Raw genomic sequence first — 21,158 nt, forward strand, 5'->3', positions numbered from 1 at the left:
TGATGGAAACCAATATTACCTGTTACCCATTGTAAAACTTTAGGAAGCTTGTAATAGGAGCTACCATCAACCGCAGCTTTCACGTAATCCCACTCCTTTTCGTTTTCAAAGTAGGAATCCTCAAATTGATGCTGTACGTAAAATAGCCAAATTCCCAGTGATCCTGCTACAAAAAGTATGGGAGCTTGAACGAGCAGAAAAGCTCGCCAACCAATACCCCAACATAAAAGTGCATACACTGCAACAATTGAGAAATTGGTTAAATATGTGTTCAAACGTTCCTTTCGTTTCGCGTCTTTTCGATTCAATCGGTTAGAAACTAAGAAGAGATAGATGGGACCTAATCCAAACATAACAAGTGGATTGCGGTACACTCGGTAAGCTAACCGACCCCAGTAGGAAGCTGCAACATACTCATCAACTGTCATGACCCACACATCACCAGTTCCTCGTTTATCTAAGTTGCTGCTCGTGGCATGATGAATCGAGTGGCTTCGTTTCCACTGTTCATACGGAAACATGGTGATAACCCCACTGATTGTACCAAGGATATTATTCGCTTTTCGGCTTTTGAAAAATGATTGATGACAACAATCATGGAAAATAATGAAGGTTCGGACGACGAACCCGGCTGTAACAATAGCTATTGGCAGTGTTAGCCAATAAGAAACGGACAAACTTTTATAAGCTAAAAACCAAAGTAGTAAAAACGGAAGAAATGTGTTTATTAATTGCTTTATACTCGATTTCGTATTGGATTTTTCAAAAGGTGCTACATTTTTTCTTAATTCAGTCGTTTTTTGTTTGCTCATGTGTTCCTCCTTACATCTTTCTTTACATTGATTAGTATTCAACTCTTCTTTATATTTATAGTAGAACATAGTAGCTGGTAATAAAAGATATAAACGTCAAGTAGTTAGTATGACAATTGTCATACATGTGTGAATGTATTTTCTTAATAAAAGGAAAAGGGTATGAAAAAATTCAGTTTCATTAAAGCATTAGCATTATTTCAGTCCTAGCTATTTAAAAGCACTCATCAGTGTGTACCTTTCTAACAGGTTTTGTGCCACTATTTTTAAAATATAATGCGAACAAGTAACTACTTCTACTATAATGTCTAGGATTGGAGGTAGCTTTTCAGAGCTATGAAGTTTCAACTGTCGTGCACTTTGTTATAAAACAGAAAAACCTATTGGTTCATCCGGCACCAGTAGGTTTTTCTATTTAAAACAACAAGGATTTTAAAGTATTGGATAGATGCCTCACGGCGTCTTGTTTAGTTTGCTCGTTATAGTAGATATTATTCAATGTAGGCAATCTAAATATAATAAAATGAAAAATAATATTAGATTGTTTTTGTCAGAAATCATAACAAAGTCATAGCTTGCTTATATCGGTTTATATGTAATGTATTAAATCCAAAAGCTGCTCTTTTCTTTTTGAGTATTTTTTCTCAGTTTATTTCAGCTGATACAGCTAGCTGGGTATGTTGGGCTTATGGAACGGAGATCGTTATCGCAGTAGGTTTGTGGTTTATCTTTATTTCGACAGTGATTTTCAGTCAAATTTAACTTTTTGATCAATTCTTCAGTTGTTAAAACTTTGGCAAACTCATTATCTAAAGTTGCTAATGACACGGTATGTATTTGTTTAGCTGGATAATATGCATTATCTGCTCCTTTTATTGCAAATGCAGCTGTGGCATCTGATATGAGATACGTTTCAAATCCTAAATTTTTACTCATTCGAGTAACAGTTGATACACAATGTGGAGTTGTTAATCCTACTATTACGACTTTTTCTATTTTGTTTTCTTTCAAATGATTCTCAATCTCCTTGATTTTTTCTGAATATTTTAACATATTTATAGATATATGCCTTTAAAATGGTATAATATAGAGAACGTCAGTTCGGGAGGCTTAATATGCAAACAAAAAAAGTTTATATTTATGTATTTAATACAATGTCAGATTGGGAGTATGGATATTTAATTGCTGAACTAAATTCAGGAAGATATTTCAGGCAAGGTTTAGCCCCTTTAAAAGTAATGACGGTAGGAGTTAATAAAGAAATTATTAAAACAATGGGGGGGCTAAGTATACAGCCGGATATTTCTCTTGATGAGTGCACTTTTCTGGATAAAGATCTTTTAATTCTACCGGGAGGGAATACATGGAGTGAGGAGATTCATCAACCTATATTGAAAAAAGTTGGGGAAGTTTTAGAGCTTGGTACTATTGTATCTGCAATTTGTGGTGCTACTGATGCCCTTGCAAATAGTGGGTACTTAGATTCTAGAAAGCATACGCTTAATAACTTAGAATATACAAAAATGGTCTGTCCTAATTATAAAGGAGAGAAGTTGTATGAGATTGGACCTGTAGTATCCGATAATAACATGATTACTGCTTCAGGAGTAGCACCTCTAGAATTCGCGAGGGACGTATTAAAAAAATTAGATGTATTTGCATCAAATACATTAGATTCATGGTATAGCTTAAATAAAACTCAGAAGTCCGAATACTTTTTTCAGTTAATGAGTTCAATATAGATTCCTAATTATATACAAGGTCGATTACAATAATTTTCTTTTTTATTTTTGTAGATACCTATAATCAAACTTATGTAAACTCAAGAAAAAGCCTATGTACTTGTCAGGAGTACATAGGCTTTTAATAATTAAGACCATTAATATATACAATACTACTATTACCTCAATAACTGCTTCATCTTCTCTTTTGTCTCATTCTCCTCACGAGGCTGATAAACAGTCACTTTTAATTGGGGTGCATCATACACTTGGAGCGTAATATGATCCATAATCATTTTTCCTGCTACAGGGTGAATAATAGTCTTTTTTCCACAAGGCGTACCTAAAACTTCATGGTTAGACCACCACTCATAAAACTGAGGGCTTCTGTTGCTAAGCTCACTGATCATGGTTTTAAACCACTCATCTCCTACAAAACGTGTGTAAGCTAGGCGGAATTGAGCAATTAGTCGTTGGGCATGATCTTCCCAATTTTGAAAAAGATTTTGATATTCTTGGGAAGTGAAGCAGCGCCACACTGCATTGCGGTTTCGCTCATCCATCTCGTTAAAATCCCCAAATACCATTACAGCAGCTTTATTCCAGTCTACAATATTAAGTTTTTCGTCTGTTACATAGGCAGGGCATTGGTCTAATTGGCTTAATAAATTTTTTACAACGCGATCTATATTTTCTCTTTCATTCTGTACGGTTGCAGATGGAAGTGGCTGATTGCCTAATAAAAATAAATGCTCCATTTCTTCTTTGCTTAATTTAAAAATACGTGATATGGCTTCTAATACTTCAGAAGATACTTGTATATCTCGTCCTTGTTCCAGCCACGTATACCAAGTTATGCCGATTCCTGCTAGTTGAGACACTTCTTCTCTGCGTAATCCTTTGGCTCTTCTCCTCGGTCCAATAGGCAAGTTAAAATCTTTTGGAGACAATCGTTCTCGTCTTAACTTGAGAAAATCCCCTAATTCTTTTCTTCTTTCTTTATCGCTTACCATGATTTTACTCCTTTGTGTAGGTAGTACTTTTACTACTAGTATAACTAGACTCCTATTACCATTATAATCCTTATTTTATGATCTTGGTAAGGGAGGTGAAACAGATGATAGTAAAAGGTAGCGAAAAAAAGTCTCATATATCAAGAGGCTTAGTTCTTTTAATGGCTACAGTTTGCGGGTTTACAGTGGCCAATGTCTATTTAAACCAAACTCTTTTAGTAAGCATGTCCGCCAGTTTTCACGTTTCAGCAGCCGACATAGGTATTATAGCGACTTTAGCTCAAGTTGGATATGCGCTAGGAAATCTTTTTTTAGTACCGCTAGGAGACATCTTCGAACGAAAAAAATTGATTTTGATTTTATTATTCGCTATATGTATCGTTCTCGCTTTAAACTCTTTATCTATCAACAAAACGAGGATGATGGTTACAACCTTAGCATTAGGAATCGTAACGGTTGTTCCTCAAATTATCGTTCCGCTGGCTGCGAATATAGCTTCAGATCATAGTAGAGGAAAAGTTTTAGGAAATGTCGCCATTGGATTAGTTTGTGGTATTTTAGGCGCTCGGCTTGCTAGTGGATTTATTGATGTTCATTTTGGATGGCGAATGGTGTATTGGACGTCTGCTGTGGCTACACTTTTTATGATTTTGTTAGTTTACGTCTATTTTCCAAGAAGTAAAGGAGGAAATGCAACCAGTTATAAACACTTGCTCATGTCGTTAGGTCCGCTGTTTATAAAAGAAAGAGCCCTGCAAAAAGCATGTGTAAGTCAGGGGATGATGTTTGCTTCTTTTAACGCATTTTGGACCACGCTTGTCTTTTTATTACATACACATCCCTATTCGTATGGAAGTGACATGGTAGGGGTAATAGGGTTAGTCGGGATAGCGGGAGCGTTTGCTACGCCAATTATCGGACGTTTAATTGATACAAAAGGGGCAAAGTTTGCAAGTCTTTTGTGTATGTCCGTATCTTTACTTGCTTTTATAGGTCTTATACGGGAAGGGTACTGGTTACCTGGATTAATTTTAGGAGCTCTCCTTATAACGATAGGGACTCAAGCGAATCAAGTTGCCTGTCAGTTTACTATTTTCCAATTAGGAGAAGAGAAAAGAAGTCGATTAAATGGATTATATATGGTTTCCACATTTTTAGGCGGGTCCCTAGGATCTTACGTGGGTTTACTTGCATGGAGTAAATGGCAGTGGCATGGAGTGTGTGCCATAGCCATACTGATGATAGCCATTAGCTTTTGTTCTTTAATTCCAACGAACATTCCTACAAAGACGATAGAAAATTTCATGAGTAAGAAAGGAAGTAAAATGTAATGAGAACACATACAGATAACTTTCAACGAGGATTAGATATATTAGCTAGGATTGATCCAGAGAACTATGAGGATATAATGGCAGGCTTTGAACAGTCAGCTCTCCCTGATTTAGGAATGCTAGCTGTAGAGTTTAACTACGGACAAATTTTCTCGAGAGGAGGTTTAGACTTAAAGTCACGCCTTCTTGCTACAGTGGCTGGCCTAACTGCATTAGGTAATACGGAACAGCTGAAATTTTATCTAAACGGGGCTTTGAATGTTGGATGGACACAGGAAGAAATTTTAGAAGCAATGTTACAAATGGTCATTTATGCTGGATTCCCTGTAGCTTTAAAAACGATTTTGACAGTTGCTAATGAAGTCTTTTACGAAAGAAATGAAAAGGAGAAACAAAATGATTATTGATAGTCATGCACATGTGGTTTTGCCTATAGAGAAACATATTAAAATGATGGATGAAAGTGGAATAGATAAAACCGTATTGTTTTCTACTCTTGTTCATCCAGAAAAAAGCAGTAATGTTAAAGAATTTACAACGGAAATGAACAAATTACATCAAATTCTCAATAATGAGGTGAATCCCTTACAAGCACGCTTAAATGCGCTAGAAGAAGTAAGCGTTGCGATTAAGGAATACCCGAATAGGTTTGTCGGATTTGGTTCGGTTCCGCTTTCCTATTCTCCTGGTGATGTCAATCTAAACTACTGGGTAGAGAAGCTTGTCAAAGAGCAAAAGATGAAAGGTCTTGGAGAATTTACTCTTGGCCCAGATCAAATTCCATTGTTAGAACCTATATTTAAAGCAGCGAGTGACTATATGTCTTTACCTATCTGGGTACATACTTTTCATCCTTTGAACTTAAAGGATATTCAAGAGTTATTTCTTCTCACTCAAAAATATGAAAATGTGCCGGTTATATACGGGCATATGGGCGGAATTCATTGGCTACAAACGATAGAAATGATAAAAGACACCAAAAATGCATACTTAGATATATCAGCATTTTATACAACATATGCCTTGTCTTTGGCTATAAAAGAAATACCTGAAAGAACGTTATTTAGTTCAGATTTTTCATACGGAGATCCCTACTTAAATCTACAGGCTGTTAAGCGGCATACATCTAGTGGAGAAGTTGCAGACAGAGTGTTAGGTGGGAATATCTCGAATCTGCTAAATATATAAATTCAGCGTTTTTGTTTGATGTTGTGTTGCATGGGATAACGAGCAGTGAATTTTAAAATTATTTTCTGCCTTGAAATAAAAAAGGCAGCCAAATAGAGGGCTGCCTTTTAAACAAGATTGAACAACTAGAATTACGCCTTATCATCACGTATGATGAATTTCATTTGAAATATATCATATTCTGTAGTCTTTCAGTTTCTTAATTCTACTCTCGGAGATAACTTTAAAGACTCACATTATAAGATCTACTTACTTAATTTTGTTTATTGCTAACAAGAGTGACATGCGGAGTTTTACCTTTTGATTTCCTAGATGAAAGATAAACGCCAGCAAAGATAATAAGTAGTCCAACGATTATGTGTGGAGTAATTGTCTCTCCCAGTAGTAAATAACCCCATACCATGGCGGAGGCAGGGATCAGGTAAGTAACCGTCGCTGCTAATTCAGGCCCACCATTTTTATTGATATAAAAATAGATTAACTGACCCAATCCTGAGCCAAAACAGCCGAGACCCACAATTGCCAGAATCGGAAGTGGATGAATCAACAAATCTGATTTAAATGGTTCGGTAATCAACATCCCAACTAAACCGATGATAGCACCTGTTAGTAGGGTGAAGGTTGTTATAGTTAGTACGCTCACCTCAGACAAAAACCGTTTTGTTAACTGCCCAGCAAGCCCATAGCAGATACAAGCAACAAGCATTGTTCCAATCCCAACAAACCCTTTCCCGAAAATCTGACCAAATTGAAAATTCATGAGGACGAGTATCCCGAAAAAACCGATAAGAATACCGATCCACTGACGTCCGGTAAGTCGATAAGAAAAAAGAATAAATCCGATAAGACCTGTCCAGATTGGAGTGGTCGCATTCAGAATGGAGGCAGTCGTACTGTTTATCTCAGTTTCGCTTAAGGAAATTAATCCCCAGGCTAAACCACAGTTAAATATACCAACAACAATCAACGCCTTCCAGGGGAGTTTTTCTTTAACTTTTCTACGCTTCCACCATAAAAACGGGAGCAAGATGATTGCACCTGCTAAACAACGAAAAAATACAATTCCCCATATTCCAGCTGAGGGAAGCAGCCACTTCATAAATACAAAAGATAAACCCCAAATTAAACTAAGCCCAATTAAGGCTCCATACAATCGAAACATAATACACCTCCTTACTTCACTTATTATGGCAAATTTTGTTGATTATTTCATTCCGAAATTTTGCTTTGTAGAACATTTTCTCATGTTTTTTTGTTTTCGTTATCTCGATACCTTTCTCTAGGTATATAAGGTATTTCTTTTTTTATAAAATAATAAATTCGACGTTATTCATAGGAATAATTCGGAAAACTTTAGAGTTTTTATTGAAAAGGGAACGTTTGTTCTTGTATAATATAGAGAACGAATGTTCTTTTTGATAGGTTCTTTGGATCGATTATGAGCAGCTACTAAACAGAGTCATTATATGTATCGACATGAAGGCATTCTTTGCTTTGTTTTTTTCTATATTAAATGCAAACGTTGAAGAAGAGGAGAAAATGAGCTTGTTGGAGGATGTTGTAATCAGCGTGAAAGAAGCCTATGCCCTTGCCAAAACGATTGATTAAATTGGGCTTTCTCTTTAAGAGCACCCAACTATACCATCATCTTAAAGGGAAAAGATAACCAATATATAAATTATATAAAATTAGTTTTCTAAGGAGAAATAACATTGAACTCTACACTCAATAATTCAGAAGGTATAAAAAGGGAAGAAGGACAAAAGCAGCTGCTTGAAAAAAGTCTTCAAGCTCATAGAAATAAAAAATGGATAATCAACTTTACTTGTACTATATCTTTTCTTTTAGCAATATTATGTTTTTGCTTTCAAGTGCCAGACGCTATAATTATTACTGTTATCTTACTGTTCATATGTGTAACTTTCCAAACCGCACATAAAATGTTAGATAGAAAAATAGAGCTGCGCTTGAAACGTATAAAGCAGGATCATAGAAAGATCATATTCAAGATAAAATAAATCCTAACTTCCTGCCTATACTTTTCTAAAGTTTAGACAATCTTGCCGCGAACTAATAACACGTCATTTTTTTGCTTGTTCGTTTAAAGTTAGAGGTTTTTGAATAGATGTAATCCAAGAATGAACGCTTTTTTACTTGTTATTGGACTCACTCGATGCTTTAGTTTAAAAAAGGAGGGCTTTATGAATTACTCTAAACTGCTTCAATATCAAGGCTGTATTTATTTAAACTCTATATTTGAACCTGAGGATAACGCGCTAATAGTGGATATTGAACGTTGCAAAATTAGTGGAAATGCAGATGAAGAGATAACAGGAGAAAGCACTTCTTCTTCTTATGCCTCTATTGATGTGGATTACGCACTTCCTATAATTCGACTTACATTTGATTGGTACATTGCATACTCTGTTAGAAACGAAAGTTTTACTGTAATAGATGAATATGAAATGTATAGAGGAGGCGCTTTTGCAGTTTATTCAAAGTCCAGATATCTAGATTTTATCGAAGTTGGTACCATAGCTGACGATATACACCCTGGCCCGTTTAAGCACTATGGAATACATGCTTTGAATCATATAATTGATGTGGTTTCAACTGAACCTCCAAGTATTTCAGTAATACAAAGAGATCGAGAACAAGAGTGGAAAATGAGGTTAATATGTGGCACATTAACTATATTAAGAGGGTAGCAACACTTAATGGATCAAGAGGTGTTATAAGTCAAGGATAGTTTCGCTATATCATTTGGAATATTCAAGATATTTAGACGCGATTTCGAGGAAAGAAATACAAATCACTTAGTATTAATTGGAGAGGGCTATAAACATAAGGGGTAAAAACAATGGAATTTCATGAGGCGTTAACCTATGTAAATGAGAACTTTTATGAACCAAATCACTTCGTTATAAAAGCTATTCGAGAAGAAGCTCAGAACTCAGATTATGGCGCTGGTATATTTCAGTTAAATTCAAAATCTATAAGATTTAGGGTAGCGAAAACTACACCTAATAAGGTAGGGCAGTTTGTATCCTTTTGGGAAAAAGATGCGGCTCATAAAAACCAAGCCTTTTCGTATGGAAAAGCTACCGATCTATTAGTTATTAATACCTTCACTAGTACAAATAGATTTGGACAATTCATTTTTCCAAAAGAGATTCTTTTAAAACAAAAAATCCTTAAAACGGCTACCACAAAAGGTAAAATGGCTATTAGAGTGTATCCGATATGGGATAAACCAACTAGCAAACAAGCTATGGAAACACAAAAATGGCAATTAGAATATTTTGTTGAGACGAATGATGCGAACAATTTGCTCCATCAAAAATTATTAAAGCTATACATCTAGAGTGGCAAGGGTTAAAGCCTTATATATGAATTAGCAAGTGCACTTTACATAATATAAGAAGAGTCAATGCGTAACAAAGACAGGATTCATTCAGTTTTTTGATTCTTTAGGTGAACTGTTTGTTTTTATTGATGACACGTTTGGTTTAAAGAACAAAATGAGATTAATTGAGCTAATCGATGTTTAATTCGTGTAGAGTTAAAGTATAAAGAATGATTGTAATGTAAGAAATGTTTTTTGGAAAGAGGGATTGTATAGAACAGATAGGTTATGTATCTTTATGGATCGGTAAGTTTTCAACTAGCGAAGAGCTAGAAAAATATCTGTTGGTTGCTTATACGGAAGATGGAGATGCCATACCCTCACAATTTGAAAAGGACTTTAAAGTTGATTACTTTGACGAAGATTTTAGCGAAGCTCATTATGCAAATCAGGATATGCGTAAGCTCTCGCACCTGTTAAAAGGCTGTTCGTATGATGGTGTAGTAATTCCTAACTTTGTTGAAAAATATGGAGAATATTTGCCTGATGGTTTCAACAGTATGATTTTAATTTATGATTTTCAGCACAATAAAAAGAGTGATAACGAAATTAATGGTGTTAAATATTTAGGAAGTATTAGGTATGGATAGTTATGAACAAGGTGGTATTCATATCCATTTTGCTTTACATATAAAAACAGAGAACTTTGATTCTGCCATTAAAGTATTAAACGATGCTAGTATTGACCATAAGGTTATAGAAGAGGTTAATATCAATATGCAAAAAGAGAAGCGGCTGTATTTTAAGGATAATGAAGATAACGTTGTAGAATTCTACACGTTGGATATGAGGGAAGATTAATAAAGAGCGAATCAAACATTGATTTGCTCTTTATTATAAATGGCTGCTAAGAATACGCTTTATGTAAAGCGAAAAAATCTTTCACTGTACCTATATAAAAAACAATGATAGCCAAGAAATCACAAAGAAGGTTACAGAAAAAACTATAACCTCAATATTAAACTTCTACTCTTCTAAAAGTGTCCCCAAGGAAGTTATTCAATTCAATAAACTGTTTTTCGATAGGGGTAAATTCATAATTTAGCCGGGAAATGAGATAAAAGTCAGTGTACCGATAAGGTGGTGGAACTTCTAAATAATTATGGATGTTATAACGGTTTGCGATACGCTTGGATACTAAAGAAATTCCCATCCCCATTAACGCAAATTGTACTAATGTTTCTGGATCGCCGACTTCGATCATGTCACCTTGTTCAATATGTAAGCTGGCATAAATAGTATGTAATATTGTCATGTACAAGCACTTATCTGAAAGTACCAGTACATTTTTTTGCCTTACATAGTCATCAAATGTCGTGTGTTGATCAATATCGCGACCAATGACAACCATTTCTTCTACGCCTACTTTTTTATACCGTATCTTTTTGTTGTTTAATGATCCAATCGTATAAGCTACATCAATTTGTCCAAGTGAAACTTGGTTTTCAATATATTCGGTTGAACCCGTTTTTAGTGTTACTGCTAAATCTGGATAAGTGTTGTAAAGTTTGTTTAAAGCGCTTGAGAATTGAGTTCCTCCAACTGATATCATGGTGCCAATACGGAGCTTTTCATCTTGTTTCTTCATTTTATTTTCAGTTTCTTCCCAAAGAATCAATATTTTTTTAAATTGGTGATACAATTTTTCTCCTTGCTTGGTTAATTTAACGCCTTTTGAGTTTCTAATAAACAGTTCTTGATTATAATAGCTTTCTATTTTCTTTATTTTAGCGGTCATATTAGATTGAAGATGGTTCAATTTTATTGCAGCCGCAGATATATTTCTTAATTCGGCCACTGAAACAAAAGCTTTCATATTTTCAATATCCATTCATATTCACCCTCCATCAAAAAAAGTGATATAGCCATCATATTTTAACATTTAAAATAATGATTCATTTTAATTATACTTGATTAAAAGGTAATATTTTCTACAAAATGTTGGAGGAATGTCTAATGAAGGAGAAATTAATAAAAGTAGGAATTATAGGGGGATCTTTAAATAATCGATGGGCAAGTAAAACACATATTCCAGTGCTTAAGGAAAGCCCTTTTTATCGAATAACCGCGATTGGAACATCAAAAGCAGAAACCGCCAAGGAAAGTGCGAGGGTACTTGATGCTTCCCATAGCTTTACAGACTATAAGGAATTAGCGCAATCTAAAGATGTTGATTTAGTAGTAGTTAGTGTAAAAGTTCCGTTTCATTACGAAGCTTCAATTGCTGCCATAGAGGAAAATAAACACATTTATTGCGAGTGGCCTTTAGGTGTAGATACTAAGCAAGCAATTAAACTGGAAAAGTTAGCAGATGAGGCGAACATTCATCATGCGATTGGGTTACAAGCAAGACAATCTCCCGAGGTGAATTATGTAAAGCAGGCTATTAACCAAGGGGAAATTGGAAGAATTATTTCCTGTACCATGCAGGTAGCGACACAAGGGAAGGGTGGAATAACAGATGAAGCAAACAGCTATATCTTAAAAAAAGAAAATGGAGCGAACCTTCTTACAATCAACGGTGGACACTCGCTTGATGTTCTGTGCTACATCTTAGGTGATTTTAAAGAGTTATCGTCGATAATGAATACGCATTATACAGAAGCTCTCATACAAGGAACAGAAGTTACGGTGCCAAAGGATACAGCGGACCAAATCTTAATACAGGGAACACTCAACGGCGATATTTCAGCGTCTGTCCATATTCAAGGCGGAGTTTATCCTGCTTTTCAATTAGAGATTAGAGGAGAAAAAGGTGTTTTTCGCTTAACTCAGAATTCTTCATCCGGTCACGTACAATTTGGTAATCTTAAATTAGAGAAGGTCAAGTATCCTACTTATTTATTAAGTACTGAAAGTGTGTATGTTGAAGAGATAAACGTATCTTCGGTAAAAGATAATCATCCAAAAGATTACGTTGAAAAGGCTTATCAGGTGTTAGCAAAAGATATATTTGAACACAAAAGTCAAATTCCAAACTTCCACGATGCTGTTAAACTTCATCAACTATTGGATGCGGTTCGAATATCTGCAGAGACTGGTGAAAGGGTAACGCTTGATAAATAAACGAAAGCCTCTTTCTTATAAAGTTAAAATGTTTATAATTTTAATAACTATCAAGTCAATTGTAGAAGGGCATTTCCTACATTTGAAGAATAGTAACACCATTAAATGAATTGAAGGCTGACTGTATGGCTGCTAGAGCGACAGATTTAAAAATTGAATGGGAGTGTTCTTTAATGACAAATAGCAAAATGAATCCTAAGGTTAATGAATTTTTAAATAAAGCTAAAAAGTGGAAAGAAGAATATGAGACGTTGAGAAAGATTGTTCTTGACTGTGAGTTGACCGAAGATTTTAAATGGATGAACCCTTGTTACACGTTTGAGAAGAAAAACATTGTTTTAATACATGGATTTAAAGAATACTGTGCGCTGCTGTTCCCTAAAGGTTCTCTGTTACAAGATTCTCATGGTATTCTAATTCAACAAACGGAGAATGTACAAGGCGCGCGACAAATTCGGTTTACCAATGTGCAAGAAATAGCTGAAAAGGAAGCCATCTTGAAAGCTTATATTGATGAGGCCATCGAGGTGGAAAAAGCCGGATTAAAAGTCCAAGTTAAAAAGCCTGAAGAACTCATTATTCCTGATGAGCTACAGCATAAATTTGATGAAATACCTGCTCTAAAAGATGCTTTTACTACATTGACTCCAGGACGGCAAAGAGCATATATTATTTATTTTTCTGCGGCCAAGCAATCTAAGACTCGAGAATCAAGGATTGAAAAATGCATTCCGAACATTCTTAATGGAAAAGGATTAAATGATTAGTACATTTTATTTAAAACATGGCCAATATAAATTGTTAATGTATTTGAGTCAAAAGTGAAACAAGGTTAAGTGAACTGACTGGTGTTCCATTTGTATAAAAGTAGAGTAAATTAAAAAAAATTTTATTTGAGGAGAAAATGCTATGGAAGTTTTTGCAGAATATTTAGCGCGTATAGATAGCCCTGACCACCGTGACCGAACAGAGGAGGTTTTGGCTTGGATTGCTAATACTTTCCCGAATTTGGAACCACAAATCAAATGGAATACGCCAATGTTTACTGATCGTGGAACATTCATCATCGGCTTTGCCTCAGCGAAACATCATTTGAGCGTTTCACCTGAAGAAACAGGCATCGTGCACTTTAATAATGACATTGCTCAGGCTGGATACAGAGCTACCAAAGGCTTGTTTCGAATTCTATGGACTGAGCCAGTAAACTATGAATTACTTAAAAAAATAATTGAGTTTAATATTTTAGATAAGAAAGACTGTTCAACTTTTTGGCGGAAATAAAAAGCAGATTATGAGCGGAGAAGAAGGAGGGTACAGAACGGTGGACTTTGAAATGGTTATGAAAGAACTTGAAGCGCTTGGTACGGAACGAATTAAAAAGACTTACATAAACAATGGTGCACACGATCCACTTTTTGGAGTGGCAACAGGGAAAATGAAGCCGATTGCAAAGAAAATCAAGAAAAATCAGGCTTTAGCCGAGCAGCTTTATGCGTCTGGCAATTATGACGCTATGTATTTTGCTGGTATCATTGCAGACCCAACAGAGATGACTGCGGAGGATTTTGAGCGTTGGATCGATAAAGCGTATTTTTACATGCTGTCCGATTATGTAGTTGCGGTAACTTTGTCAGAAACCGATTTTGCACAAGTTGTTGCTGATAGATGGGTGGCAAGTGATGAAGAACTTAAAATGTCGGCAGGTTGGAGTTGTTACTGCTGGCTTTTGGGTAATCGTCCTGACCATGAATTTAGCACAAGCAAGATTGCCGATATGCTTAATCAAGTGGAAAATACGATTCACGATTCTCCAGATCGAACGAAATCGGCTATGAATAATTTTATCTATACAGTGGGTATTTCATATTTGCCACTTCATGAGAAGGCGCTTGAAACTGCAAAGGCAGTAGGTCCAGTCGAAGTTAAGAAGGATAAGAAAAAAAGTAGTATTCTTCTTGCTTCCGAAAACATTCAAAAGGATATAGATAGAGGACGGCTTGGGTTCAAACGCAAACATGTAAGGTGTTAGCATAATTTGTAATGGAGCTGCACTACCTGAAACGAGACTCACAAGTATTTAATGATAATTAGCTTACTATACGCATGATGTTTTGTTCCTTCATAAACCATCCATTGAAGAAGTGGCAGGGGATAAAAGCTAAAAAACTCTTGAGAAAAGGAGAGATTAAAAATGAACATCCAAAAGGGAAATCTAAGAATCTGTCATAAAGGACATAAATATTATAAAAGCAGTAGTTGTCCGACCTGCCCAACCTGTGAACAAGAACGCAAACCTGAAGAGGGATTTCTTTCCATGCTATCAGCACCAGCAAGACGAGCATTGGAAAGCAACGGGATAACTTCTTTGCAGCAGCTATCAACATTTAGTGAAAAAGAGATATTACAATTTCATGGTATGGGGCCGGCTTCTTTACCTAAACTTAGAACAGCTTTGCAGGCCAATGGGTTAGTCTTTAAAGATTAAACATTCATTAAGGATAGTTAAAACAAGAAATAGATCTGGATAAAGTGTACGAATAAGCTGAATTTCTGGATATGGAAGGATGTTAAGAGATAAAAAAGTAGTGGGAAAAAGAAGGGTTGGAGATTTAAGTTGAATCACAAACTAGATAAAGCATTAGCATTACGAAAGAATGGAAATCACAAAGAATCTAACGAATTGCTAAGTGAATTAGTTAAGGAATTTCCAGACGATGCTTTATATAACTATCAATGTGCTTGGAGCTTTGACATATTAGGAGAAGAAGAAAAGGCAGTACCCTTTTACGAAAATGCCATAAAGATAGGATTACCTTCGAAGGATATGGAAGGGGCAATATTGGGATTGGGCAGCACATATAGAGCCTTGGGGGAATATGAAAAGTCAAAATATATATTTTTAAAGGGAATGGAATTATTCCCAGATAATCATGTAATTAAAGTGTTTTATTCTATGACCTTATACAATTTAAAAGAACATAGTCAAGCGATGGAACTGTTATTGAAGTGCTTACTAAATACGACAAATGACAATGAAATACTAAGTTATAAAAAAGCCTTACATTTTTATTCAGATAAACTGGATCAGACTTGGAAGTAGCTTGTAAAATTCACTGAATATAAGTTCGTTTTCTGAAACGAGGAGAGGACTTTTTTTGTAACAATACTGGCAGGCTTCCTGCGATAAAATGACTTTTTTAAATGATAGAGTGTGAAGAAGTACATTTAAACTATAGGGGGCGTTTGTTGAATAAGAGAGTCCTTACATATTATATATGTCTAATATGTAAGGAACCTTATTAGAAATAGATTTGAAATATGAGATCTTTGCTTTAGATCTTGCGCTTCTTTCTTTGTTGAAGCACTTATGTTTGTACCACTCTATCTCTATCCTTACTAAACTCTTCTTCAATTAGCTTATCCATGAGAAAATGATAAAAAACGTGATAATTTGTTTTAGTTAGTTTGTCCAGTTCCTGGTGAGTGATAATATTATGTTGGATGAGTAAACCTATAGCAGCTGATATACAATTTACTTTTAAATCTTCTTCCCCTAACATATAAATCACCTTCCCTTAGTTACTAAGTAACCCATTCTATATAATAGGCATACTTAAGACACGGACTTATATAAGCTCTTTTCTCAATATTGCTCTCGTGCTGATAGAAAATGATAATAAAATGTTCTTAACACTTTTTAATGCATACTGTTATTTTTATATACTGCGCTTTCTTTTCCTGCAAAAAAAACTAAACGATTCAAAATTTCCCTTATTATGGAATGTTACATTTGTTTTTAACAGTTAGGGAAGCTTTTGAACGCTCAGTATGTATCTGAATGCCAACACCAAGAACTTATGAACGCCATCCAAGGAAAGTGAATAATGGAATTTATTTTAATTGGTTTCTATTATTTATCTTATGTAAATGCGAAATAAATGTGGTTTTCCTGTAAGTAAAATACTGTTGTTACAAGTTAGTGAGGTAGAAGTATGAAAGAAACCAATAGTAAGAATTTAAAATCTGAAATTATAAAAAAGCATGAGGTATTATTTGCAAAGAGACTAGAACTTGAGAGTGAAGCAAGCCGTTTGATGTTAGAAATTAATTTATTAGATGCACAGAATACTCTTGATAATGTAAGTCAATTAAACCAACAGATAGATGATATAACCTCTGAAATGGATTATTTGAAACAAGCCCTTGAAGCTATCAATTAAGCTATATATCAAAGTGTAACTAATTCTATAAGTATAACCACGAGCAAATTAGAAAAAAAGTGATCAACATGGAAGAGAAAGAAGGTATTTCTATGAAATCTATATTGTTAATTGGACAATCAAATATGGCAGGCAGAGGATTTATTGAGGATGTACCACCGATTTATAATGAGCATATACATATGTTGAGAAACGGTAGATGGCAAACGATGGCAGAACCAATTAATTTTGATCGTCACATATCTGGTGTTGGACCGGCAGCCTCTTTTGCTCAACATTGGACAGAGGATCATCCTGGCGAGTCCATTGGGTTGATACCATGTGCCGAGGGAGGAAGCTCAATTGATGAGTGGACAATTGACGGACTATTAACAAGACACGCGATTTCTGAAGCGAAATTCGCAATGGAAACAAGTGAGTTAGTGGGAATTCTGTGGCATCAAGGAGAAAGCGACAGTTACGGAGAACGTTATAAGACGTATGAAGATAAATTGCTTTCATTATTTAAACATTTGAGAGAAGAATTGAATGCACCAGATATCCCGATTATTATAGGTGAGTTGGGGCATTACCTTGGAGATGTCGGATTTGGAAAAAGCGCTGTAGAATATAAACAAATAAACCAGATATTATCTAAAGTTGCCCACACTAAAAAAAATTGTTATTTTGTAACATCAAAAGACTTAACAGCAAATCCAGATGGCATTCATATTGATGCCGTCTCTCAAAGAAAGTTTGGATTAAGATACTATGAGGCTTTTTCAAAACAAAAGCATGTTTTAGATGTTTTGGACGTTGAGCATGAATGGATTGAAAAGGAAGCAAAGCGTGAACTAACTAAAAATGAGCGTATATTTGTTGAAAGTATGAAGTTTGCCTTGGGACAATTAAGTTTTGAGGAGTTTTCTATTAATATCTCTACTATTATTAATGAAAGTAAGTAAAGCAAAATTAATCCCATTTTATGAGGAGAGATCAATTGATTCCACTTTTAATCTTAGGTTTGTTAAAAGAAAACCAGGTTCATATGGATATGAACTTTTGGCAATTATGAATGAGTGGAGTTAGTATAGATTTGTTAATTATTAAAACTAAAAAAAGAAGAATCCTTTAAACAGGAACTCCAAAAAGCCGGTATTCAAGCCACGCAAATTTTTCAAATGCAACTAGCGGAGAAGTTGCAGACAGAGTTTTAGGTGGGAATATTTCAAATCTGTATTTCTCCTCTCGTTTCAGAGAAATGGAAGAACATTCGGGAAAAGTTTATTCAACGAATTTCAGAAGACATTGCCTATGCGCAGCGCAATGGATTAGCCCGTAAAGATGTACATAACGAGCTAGTAGCAAGAGGGTGGTTTTTCACTAATGAAATGTACCTTTGGGAAATTGTTCGTAATGAATATGAGCATCCTGTAGAACAAATTGCTAAGAATATCGCATCTATTTACATTAAAGGACTCTATTTATAATTTCGGTGCGTAAATTGAATTTGTTTGAAACAAGTATATAGTATCCCGCTACTATTCAACATTCTCTGCAGAAAAAAGGGGCCGTTTCCCCATACACTCTCTCATGGGTATAGATAATAGTATAAATATAATAAAGCTCACTAAACGTTGAACGTTTAGTGAGCTTTTTACTCTATGGAAAAGTATTATTTAATTTGAACTTTACTTCCGTTTATTTCTAAATACCATTTCCCTTTTGCATAGCTATCTTTTGAAATCTCAAACACTTTAATGTCTGTTACTTTAATGTTAGGGTTCAAGTCACTTGCAATTTTAGAGTTATCAATATCTGTTTCGATTGCATAATTTGATGTTGCATCAATATCTGCTTCATATTTTGTACCTTTTTCGTCAACTAAATTAATTGATGGAACTGAGAAAGCATTTAAAGGTTTATCAGATACGTTTTTAACAGTCCATTGCACAGCAACAAGTGTACCGCCTTCAGAAGCTTTTTTATTTGCATATTGGTTTCCAACTTGTTCTTTTTCCTCTACTTTTGTTACAGAAACTTCCGCTTTATCATCTACTGTAAAAGTGTCTCCCACTTTATGAGCTTTTTGTTCTTCTGATTTTGAAGAGTTAGAACTAGATCCAGAACCACTATCATCTCCACCGGATGCTACGACAGCAATTACTACAATAAGTGCAATAAGAATAATAAATCCTAAACAGCCAATCTTAAAAATTTTTTTCATTTTAGTACATTTCCTCCTGTAAACATTAAACATGCATTTATTATGTATTTAAAATACATGTTTAATGTTTACATATATATAGTTATATTACAATATTAAATTTCCTTATTTTGATAATAGGTTAGATCAAACTGCTTAATATACACTAATAGGGACTTATTATCCTGAAATTAAGTCTCGATATGTTTGTTCTGGTTAATTTTAGTATATATTAATTATTTTACTAATATATAAATGTTGGAAATAGTATGTGAGTATGTACCTCAAAATAACTAGCAGAAACTTATAGCAACAAGAGGGAGGAATCGTAAAGGCAAAGTCCAGTAGACAGTTCATCAAAAGAGTTGCACTGCCTTCACCGTTTGGATATGGTTATTGAGGCATTCATTTTTATAGTGCTACAGCAGAGGGAAAAGAGAGGATCTAGAAAAGTAATGAACAAGTATGACTATATTAAAAGACAATTAGCGAAAACGAATAAAAAAAACGATGAAAATTATATCATTACAAGGATCTGGCATTTGCTTGATAATTACGATATAAAAATAAATACTCAACAGTATGTAGTACGATCAAATAAAAACCAAAAGGCTGAATACGGATTAATTGATTTGTATTTTCCGCAGTTTAATTTGGCGGTTGAAATTGATGAAGCCCATCATAAGAATGATATAAATCAAACACTGGATGAAATTAGAAAAAACGATATTGTGAATGCGTTAGATTGTGAATTTATCAGAATAGATGCTACTCAATTTCTTGAAAAGATTCACGAAAAGATCGACCAGGTAGTGGAAAAAATTAATCTGCTAACAAAGGAGAAATGGTTTATTCCATGGGATTTGGAGAAGGAATATGATCCAAATACTTATATTGAACAAGGATATATAGATGCTGATGACAATGTTTCTTTACGGTTAGTTGCAGACTGTTGCAATGTGTTCGGAGCTGGCTATGCTCACGGGATTCAAAAAAGCGGCGCACCGCACAAGTTTGAAGAAGATACAGATATTAAAAGATTAAAATTTTTCCCTAACGAAACGTGGAACAATCAACTTCTTGAAAACGAGGAAATATTTATTGAATATAATACAATTCCAGAAGAGAACGAAGTCTACTTTCAAAAAAGAATGTATCAGCTGAATCAGAAGATCGCGCTATTCGCATATGCAAAAACCTCTTCGGGACGATTTGAAGCAATATTTAAAGGACTTTATCTACTAAATCGTGAAAAAAGCAAAAATACAGGTGTTCTGACTTATGAAAGGATGTCGACCATAATGCCGACTTATTATCCAAAAGATGTTAAACAACCTCTTAGAGTCGCAGAAGCCTATAATAACGACGGATATAAAGTAGCACACTTTTGTACAGAGAATCAGGTTAGAAAATTTGAAGGTAAGTATAAAAAAAGATATAAGATAATATCGTATACATAAAAAGATCGTTTTTCTTATAAGTTTCGGAAAGAGTTGTTATGTTAAGCTACACTTTTTTATTTTGTTATAATACTTAACGATTATCTAATGTGAGATACTTTCTTTTTATTTGAATTCTGTTTCCATAATAGAATTCAAATTCTCTTTAGCTTGGTGCCTCTTTTGCTCATAAGTCTTCTTCACTCTATAAAAGAAACCTCCGTTCAAGTCATAAATTTGAACGGAGGTTTCTTATTATCCTCGAAAGGTTAAATTTATTTTTTATTCACTTGGCGTCCACTTTTTTTCTGGCTCTGGGAACTTGTGTTGCCAGTTTGAAATTCATTACCTAATTCAACATCATTTCTTTTATCTTGCTTCTCCACTTGCTCTCTTGTTTGATTCTTTTTCTGTATCCCTTGTTTTGACATTACTTATCTCATCTCGCTTTCATTTAGTATTGTTTTTAATATGTGCAACTATAAGAAAAAACATATAAATTAAATAAATAATTTGTTAGTTGCTTCTGAATCAAAGCCCTATTTGCCACTAGGCGAGCCCCAGCATATAAACAACCGAGCACATCTTACATTACTACTTACACCTCACCTAATGCAGTAATTATTCTTTTTTAGTTTTAGGGTGAACGGACAAGCTTTATGGGATTAATTTGATTTTGGGATAGGTGAGAATAGTATCGTAAAAAGGACACATAATTAGTAAAACAATTACTGTTGTTTAATGTGTCAAGAGATGAAGATTTTACTCATTTTTGGA

General features: G+C 34.6%; 27 protein-coding genes and 1 pseudogene. 20 read left to right on the forward strand and 8 right to left on the reverse strand.

The features are described from left to right. The coding region (gene desA, locus ACFX4G_RS07935) for a Delta(5) desaturase DesA (protein WP_377573840.1) at window positions 1-812 on the reverse strand (812 nt) is incomplete at its 3' end. 630 nt (window positions 813-1,442) lie between these two features. Here desA and ACFX4G_RS07940 point away from each other — a divergent pair. Continuing rightward, window positions 1,443-1,574, forward strand: coding sequence for a hypothetical protein (locus tag ACFX4G_RS07940; RefSeq protein ID WP_230185485.1), 132 nt, complete (start codon window positions 1,443-1,445; stop codon window positions 1,572-1,574). Window positions 1,575-1,580: 6 nt separating this feature from the next. On the opposite strand, the pseudogene ACFX4G_RS07945 reads toward ACFX4G_RS07940, so the two are convergent. Further along, a pseudogene (locus ACFX4G_RS07945) lies at window positions 1,581-1,835 on the reverse strand (isochorismatase family protein); the annotation flags it as partial. 92 nt (window positions 1,836-1,927) lie between these two features. Here ACFX4G_RS07945 and ACFX4G_RS07950 point away from each other — a divergent pair. After that, on the forward strand, window positions 1,928-2,554 hold the full coding sequence (locus tag ACFX4G_RS07950) for a type 1 glutamine amidotransferase family protein (RefSeq protein WP_377573844.1): 627 nt from the start codon (window positions 1,928-1,930) through the stop codon (window positions 2,552-2,554). 158 nt (window positions 2,555-2,712) lie between these two features. Here the strand turns inward: ACFX4G_RS07950 and ACFX4G_RS07955 are convergent, their stop codons facing one another. After that, entirely contained in the window at window positions 2,713-3,546 is an 834-nt protein-coding gene (locus ACFX4G_RS07955; protein ID WP_377573847.1) for a helix-turn-helix transcriptional regulator, read from the reverse strand. Window positions 3,547-3,650: 104 nt separating this feature from the next. Between ACFX4G_RS07955 and ACFX4G_RS07960 the strand changes: the two genes are divergently transcribed. The 3 genes from ACFX4G_RS07960 to ACFX4G_RS07970 are packed head-to-tail and all read left to right on the forward strand — an operon-like array spanning window position 3,651 to window position 6,065. After that, window positions 3,651-4,877 carry an MFS transporter gene (locus ACFX4G_RS07960; RefSeq protein WP_377573850.1) on the forward strand — a complete coding sequence of 409 codons (1,227 nt, stop codon included), beginning with the start codon at window positions 3,651-3,653 and terminating at the stop codon, window positions 4,875-4,877. Continuing rightward, window positions 4,877-5,284, forward strand: coding sequence for a carboxymuconolactone decarboxylase family protein (locus ACFX4G_RS07965; RefSeq protein ID WP_097822999.1), 408 nt, complete (start codon window positions 4,877-4,879; stop codon window positions 5,282-5,284). The genes ACFX4G_RS07960 and ACFX4G_RS07965 overlap by 1 nt, the downstream gene beginning before the upstream one ends. Continuing rightward, on the forward strand, window positions 5,274-6,065 hold the full coding sequence (locus ACFX4G_RS07970) for an amidohydrolase family protein (protein WP_377573854.1): 792 nt from the start codon (window positions 5,274-5,276) through the stop codon (window positions 6,063-6,065). Before ACFX4G_RS07965 ends, ACFX4G_RS07970 begins: the two co-directional genes overlap by 11 nt. Before the next feature lie 253 nt (window positions 6,066-6,318). Here the strand turns inward: ACFX4G_RS07970 and ACFX4G_RS07975 are convergent, their stop codons facing one another. Further along, window positions 6,319-7,227, reverse strand: coding sequence for a DMT family transporter (locus tag ACFX4G_RS07975; RefSeq protein WP_377573857.1), 909 nt, complete (start codon window positions 7,225-7,227; stop codon window positions 6,319-6,321). Between the two features lie 550 nt (window positions 7,228-7,777). On the opposite strand from ACFX4G_RS07975, the gene ACFX4G_RS07980 reads away from it, so the two are divergent. The 5 genes from ACFX4G_RS07980 to ACFX4G_RS08000 all read left to right on the forward strand — a co-directional run bounded on the left by ACFX4G_RS07980 (window position 7,778) and on the right by ACFX4G_RS08000 (window position 10,272). Next, window positions 7,778-8,083: a hypothetical protein gene (locus ACFX4G_RS07980; protein ID WP_377573860.1), complete on the forward strand. Its 306-nt coding sequence runs from the start codon at window positions 7,778-7,780 to the stop codon at window positions 8,081-8,083. Between the two features lie 183 nt (window positions 8,084-8,266). Further along, entirely contained in the window at window positions 8,267-8,773 is a 507-nt protein-coding gene (locus tag ACFX4G_RS07985; protein WP_377573863.1) for a hypothetical protein, read from the forward strand. A 152-nt stretch (window positions 8,774-8,925) separates the two neighbouring features. Beyond that, the gene (locus ACFX4G_RS07990; protein WP_230185493.1) at window positions 8,926-9,429 is read left to right on the forward strand and encodes a MepB family protein; all 504 of its coding nucleotides are present in this window, start codon (window positions 8,926-8,928) and stop codon (window positions 9,427-9,429) included. Between the two features lie 230 nt (window positions 9,430-9,659). Beyond that, complete coding sequence (locus ACFX4G_RS07995) at window positions 9,660-10,061, forward strand: immunity 22 family protein (protein WP_377573867.1); 402 nt, start codon at window positions 9,660-9,662, stop codon at window positions 10,059-10,061. Next, window positions 10,054-10,272 carry a hypothetical protein gene (locus ACFX4G_RS08000; protein ID WP_377573870.1) on the forward strand — a complete coding sequence of 73 codons (219 nt, stop codon included), beginning with the start codon at window positions 10,054-10,056 and terminating at the stop codon, window positions 10,270-10,272. Before ACFX4G_RS07995 ends, ACFX4G_RS08000 begins: the two co-directional genes overlap by 8 nt. A 157-nt stretch (window positions 10,273-10,429) precedes the next feature. On the opposite strand, the gene ACFX4G_RS08005 is transcribed toward ACFX4G_RS08000, so the two are convergent. After that, complete coding sequence (locus ACFX4G_RS08005; RefSeq protein ID WP_377573873.1) at window positions 10,430-11,302, reverse strand: LysR family transcriptional regulator; 873 nt, start codon at window positions 11,300-11,302, stop codon at window positions 10,430-10,432. A 125-nt stretch (window positions 11,303-11,427) separates the two neighbouring features. On the opposite strand from ACFX4G_RS08005, the gene ACFX4G_RS08010 reads away from it, so the two are divergent. The 6 genes from ACFX4G_RS08010 (at window position 11,428) to ACFX4G_RS08035 (ending at window position 15,637) form a co-directional block, all read left to right on the forward strand. After that, window positions 11,428-12,537 carry a Gfo/Idh/MocA family protein gene (locus tag ACFX4G_RS08010; RefSeq protein ID WP_377573876.1) on the forward strand — a complete coding sequence of 370 codons (1,110 nt, stop codon included), beginning with the start codon at window positions 11,428-11,430 and terminating at the stop codon, window positions 12,535-12,537. A 173-nt stretch (window positions 12,538-12,710) separates the two neighbouring features. Continuing rightward, entirely contained in the window at window positions 12,711-13,304 is a 594-nt protein-coding gene (locus tag ACFX4G_RS08015) for a YdeI/OmpD-associated family protein (protein ID WP_377574855.1), read from the forward strand. A gap of 142 nt (window positions 13,305-13,446) precedes the next feature. Next, a complete protein-coding gene (locus tag ACFX4G_RS08020) occupies window positions 13,447-13,818 on the forward strand; it encodes an iron chaperone (protein WP_377573879.1) in 372 nt (123 codons plus the stop codon). A gap of 40 nt (window positions 13,819-13,858) precedes the next feature. Continuing rightward, on the forward strand, window positions 13,859-14,566 hold the full coding sequence (locus tag ACFX4G_RS08025) for a DNA alkylation repair protein (protein WP_377573882.1): 708 nt from the start codon (window positions 13,859-13,861) through the stop codon (window positions 14,564-14,566). 162 nt (window positions 14,567-14,728) lie between these two features. Further along, window positions 14,729-15,022 (forward strand): RNA polymerase alpha subunit C-terminal domain-containing protein, encoded by a 294-nt coding sequence (locus ACFX4G_RS08030; protein ID WP_097822988.1) that lies wholly within the window; start codon window positions 14,729-14,731, stop codon window positions 15,020-15,022. Between the two features lie 129 nt (window positions 15,023-15,151). Continuing rightward, window positions 15,152-15,637, forward strand: coding sequence for a tetratricopeptide repeat protein (locus ACFX4G_RS08035; protein ID WP_377573885.1), 486 nt, complete (start codon window positions 15,152-15,154; stop codon window positions 15,635-15,637). A 265-nt stretch (window positions 15,638-15,902) separates the two neighbouring features. On the opposite strand, the gene ACFX4G_RS08040 is transcribed toward ACFX4G_RS08035, so the two are convergent. Further along, entirely contained in the window at window positions 15,903-16,097 is a 195-nt protein-coding gene (locus ACFX4G_RS08040) for a hypothetical protein (RefSeq protein WP_043981009.1), read from the reverse strand. Between the two features lie 432 nt (window positions 16,098-16,529). Between ACFX4G_RS08040 and ACFX4G_RS08045 the strand changes: the two genes are divergently transcribed. The 3 genes from ACFX4G_RS08045 (at window position 16,530) to ACFX4G_RS08055 (ending at window position 18,226) form a co-directional block, all read left to right on the forward strand. Further along, window positions 16,530-16,757, forward strand: coding sequence for a hypothetical protein (locus tag ACFX4G_RS08045; RefSeq protein WP_097822986.1), 228 nt, complete (start codon window positions 16,530-16,532; stop codon window positions 16,755-16,757). 92 nt (window positions 16,758-16,849) lie between these two features. Next, window positions 16,850-17,701 (forward strand): sialate O-acetylesterase, encoded by an 852-nt coding sequence (locus tag ACFX4G_RS08050; protein WP_377574858.1) that lies wholly within the window; start codon window positions 16,850-16,852, stop codon window positions 17,699-17,701. A 252-nt stretch (window positions 17,702-17,953) separates the two neighbouring features. Next, window positions 17,954-18,226 carry a hypothetical protein gene (locus tag ACFX4G_RS08055; RefSeq protein ID WP_255255683.1) on the forward strand — a complete coding sequence of 91 codons (273 nt, stop codon included), beginning with the start codon at window positions 17,954-17,956 and terminating at the stop codon, window positions 18,224-18,226. 185 nt (window positions 18,227-18,411) lie between these two features. On the opposite strand, the gene ACFX4G_RS08060 is transcribed toward ACFX4G_RS08055, so the two are convergent. Continuing rightward, window positions 18,412-18,963: a DUF4352 domain-containing protein gene (locus ACFX4G_RS08060; RefSeq protein WP_097822984.1), complete on the reverse strand. Its 552-nt coding sequence runs from the start codon at window positions 18,961-18,963 to the stop codon at window positions 18,412-18,414. 434 nt (window positions 18,964-19,397) lie between these two features. On the opposite strand from ACFX4G_RS08060, the gene ACFX4G_RS08065 reads away from it, so the two are divergent. Further along, window positions 19,398-20,402, forward strand: a complete 1,005-nt coding sequence (locus ACFX4G_RS08065; protein WP_377573890.1) for an AbaSI family restriction endonuclease — start codon at window positions 19,398-19,400, stop codon at window positions 20,400-20,402. 254 nt (window positions 20,403-20,656) lie between these two features. Here the strand turns inward: ACFX4G_RS08065 and ACFX4G_RS08070 are convergent, their stop codons facing one another. Then, window positions 20,657-20,812 carry a hypothetical protein gene (locus tag ACFX4G_RS08070; protein WP_013058266.1) on the reverse strand — a complete coding sequence of 52 codons (156 nt, stop codon included), beginning with the start codon at window positions 20,810-20,812 and terminating at the stop codon, window positions 20,657-20,659. Window positions 20,813-21,158 lie beyond the last annotated feature (346 nt).

The organism is Priestia sp. YIM B13486, from assembly GCF_042787865.1.
Taxonomy (GTDB): domain Bacteria; phylum Bacillota; class Bacilli; order Bacillales; family Bacillaceae_H; genus Priestia; species Priestia megaterium.

Coding starts and splice junctions, on each gene's coding strand:
- ACFX4G_RS07950 (WP_377573844.1), top strand. CDS start 1,928: ATGCAAACAAAAAAAGTTTATATTTATGTATTTAATACAATGTCAGAT.
- ACFX4G_RS07975 (WP_377573857.1), bottom strand. CDS start 7,227: ATGTTTCGATTGTATGGAGCCTTAATTGGGCTTAGTTTAATTTGGGGT.
- ACFX4G_RS08020 (WP_377573879.1), top strand. CDS start 13,447: ATGGAAGTTTTTGCAGAATATTTAGCGCGTATAGATAGCCCTGACCAC.
- ACFX4G_RS08070 (WP_013058266.1), bottom strand. CDS start 20,812: ATGTCAAAACAAGGGATACAGAAAAAGAATCAAACAAGAGAGCAAGTG.
- ACFX4G_RS08030 (WP_097822988.1), top strand. CDS start 14,729: ATGAACATCCAAAAGGGAAATCTAAGAATCTGTCATAAAGGACATAAA.
- ACFX4G_RS08005 (WP_377573873.1), bottom strand. CDS start 11,302: ATGGATATTGAAAATATGAAAGCTTTTGTTTCAGTGGCCGAATTAAGA.
- ACFX4G_RS07955 (WP_377573847.1), bottom strand. CDS start 3,546: ATGGTAAGCGATAAAGAAAGAAGAAAAGAATTAGGGGATTTTCTCAAG.
- ACFX4G_RS07995 (WP_377573867.1), top strand. CDS start 9,660: ATGTTTTTTGGAAAGAGGGATTGTATAGAACAGATAGGTTATGTATCT.
- ACFX4G_RS08060 (WP_097822984.1), bottom strand. CDS start 18,963: ATGAAAAAAATTTTTAAGATTGGCTGTTTAGGATTTATTATTCTTATT.
- ACFX4G_RS08040 (WP_043981009.1), bottom strand. CDS start 16,097: ATGTTAGGGGAAGAAGATTTAAAAGTAAATTGTATATCAGCTGCTATA.
- ACFX4G_RS08010 (WP_377573876.1), top strand. CDS start 11,428: ATGAAGGAGAAATTAATAAAAGTAGGAATTATAGGGGGATCTTTAAAT.
- ACFX4G_RS07970 (WP_377573854.1), top strand. CDS start 5,274: ATGATTATTGATAGTCATGCACATGTGGTTTTGCCTATAGAGAAACAT.
- ACFX4G_RS08050 (WP_377574858.1), top strand. CDS start 16,850: ATGAAATCTATATTGTTAATTGGACAATCAAATATGGCAGGCAGAGGA.
- ACFX4G_RS07990 (WP_230185493.1), top strand. CDS start 8,926: ATGGAATTTCATGAGGCGTTAACCTATGTAAATGAGAACTTTTATGAA.
- ACFX4G_RS07965 (WP_097822999.1), top strand. CDS start 4,877: ATGAGAACACATACAGATAACTTTCAACGAGGATTAGATATATTAGCT.
- ACFX4G_RS08045 (WP_097822986.1), top strand. CDS start 16,530: ATGAAAGAAACCAATAGTAAGAATTTAAAATCTGAAATTATAAAAAAG.
- ACFX4G_RS08015 (WP_377574855.1), top strand. CDS start 12,711: ATGACAAATAGCAAAATGAATCCTAAGGTTAATGAATTTTTAAATAAA.
- ACFX4G_RS08065 (WP_377573890.1), top strand. CDS start 19,398: ATGAACAAGTATGACTATATTAAAAGACAATTAGCGAAAACGAATAAA.
- ACFX4G_RS07985 (WP_377573863.1), top strand. CDS start 8,267: ATGAATTACTCTAAACTGCTTCAATATCAAGGCTGTATTTATTTAAAC.
- ACFX4G_RS07960 (WP_377573850.1), top strand. CDS start 3,651: ATGATAGTAAAAGGTAGCGAAAAAAAGTCTCATATATCAAGAGGCTTA.
- ACFX4G_RS08000 (WP_377573870.1), top strand. CDS start 10,054: ATGGATAGTTATGAACAAGGTGGTATTCATATCCATTTTGCTTTACAT.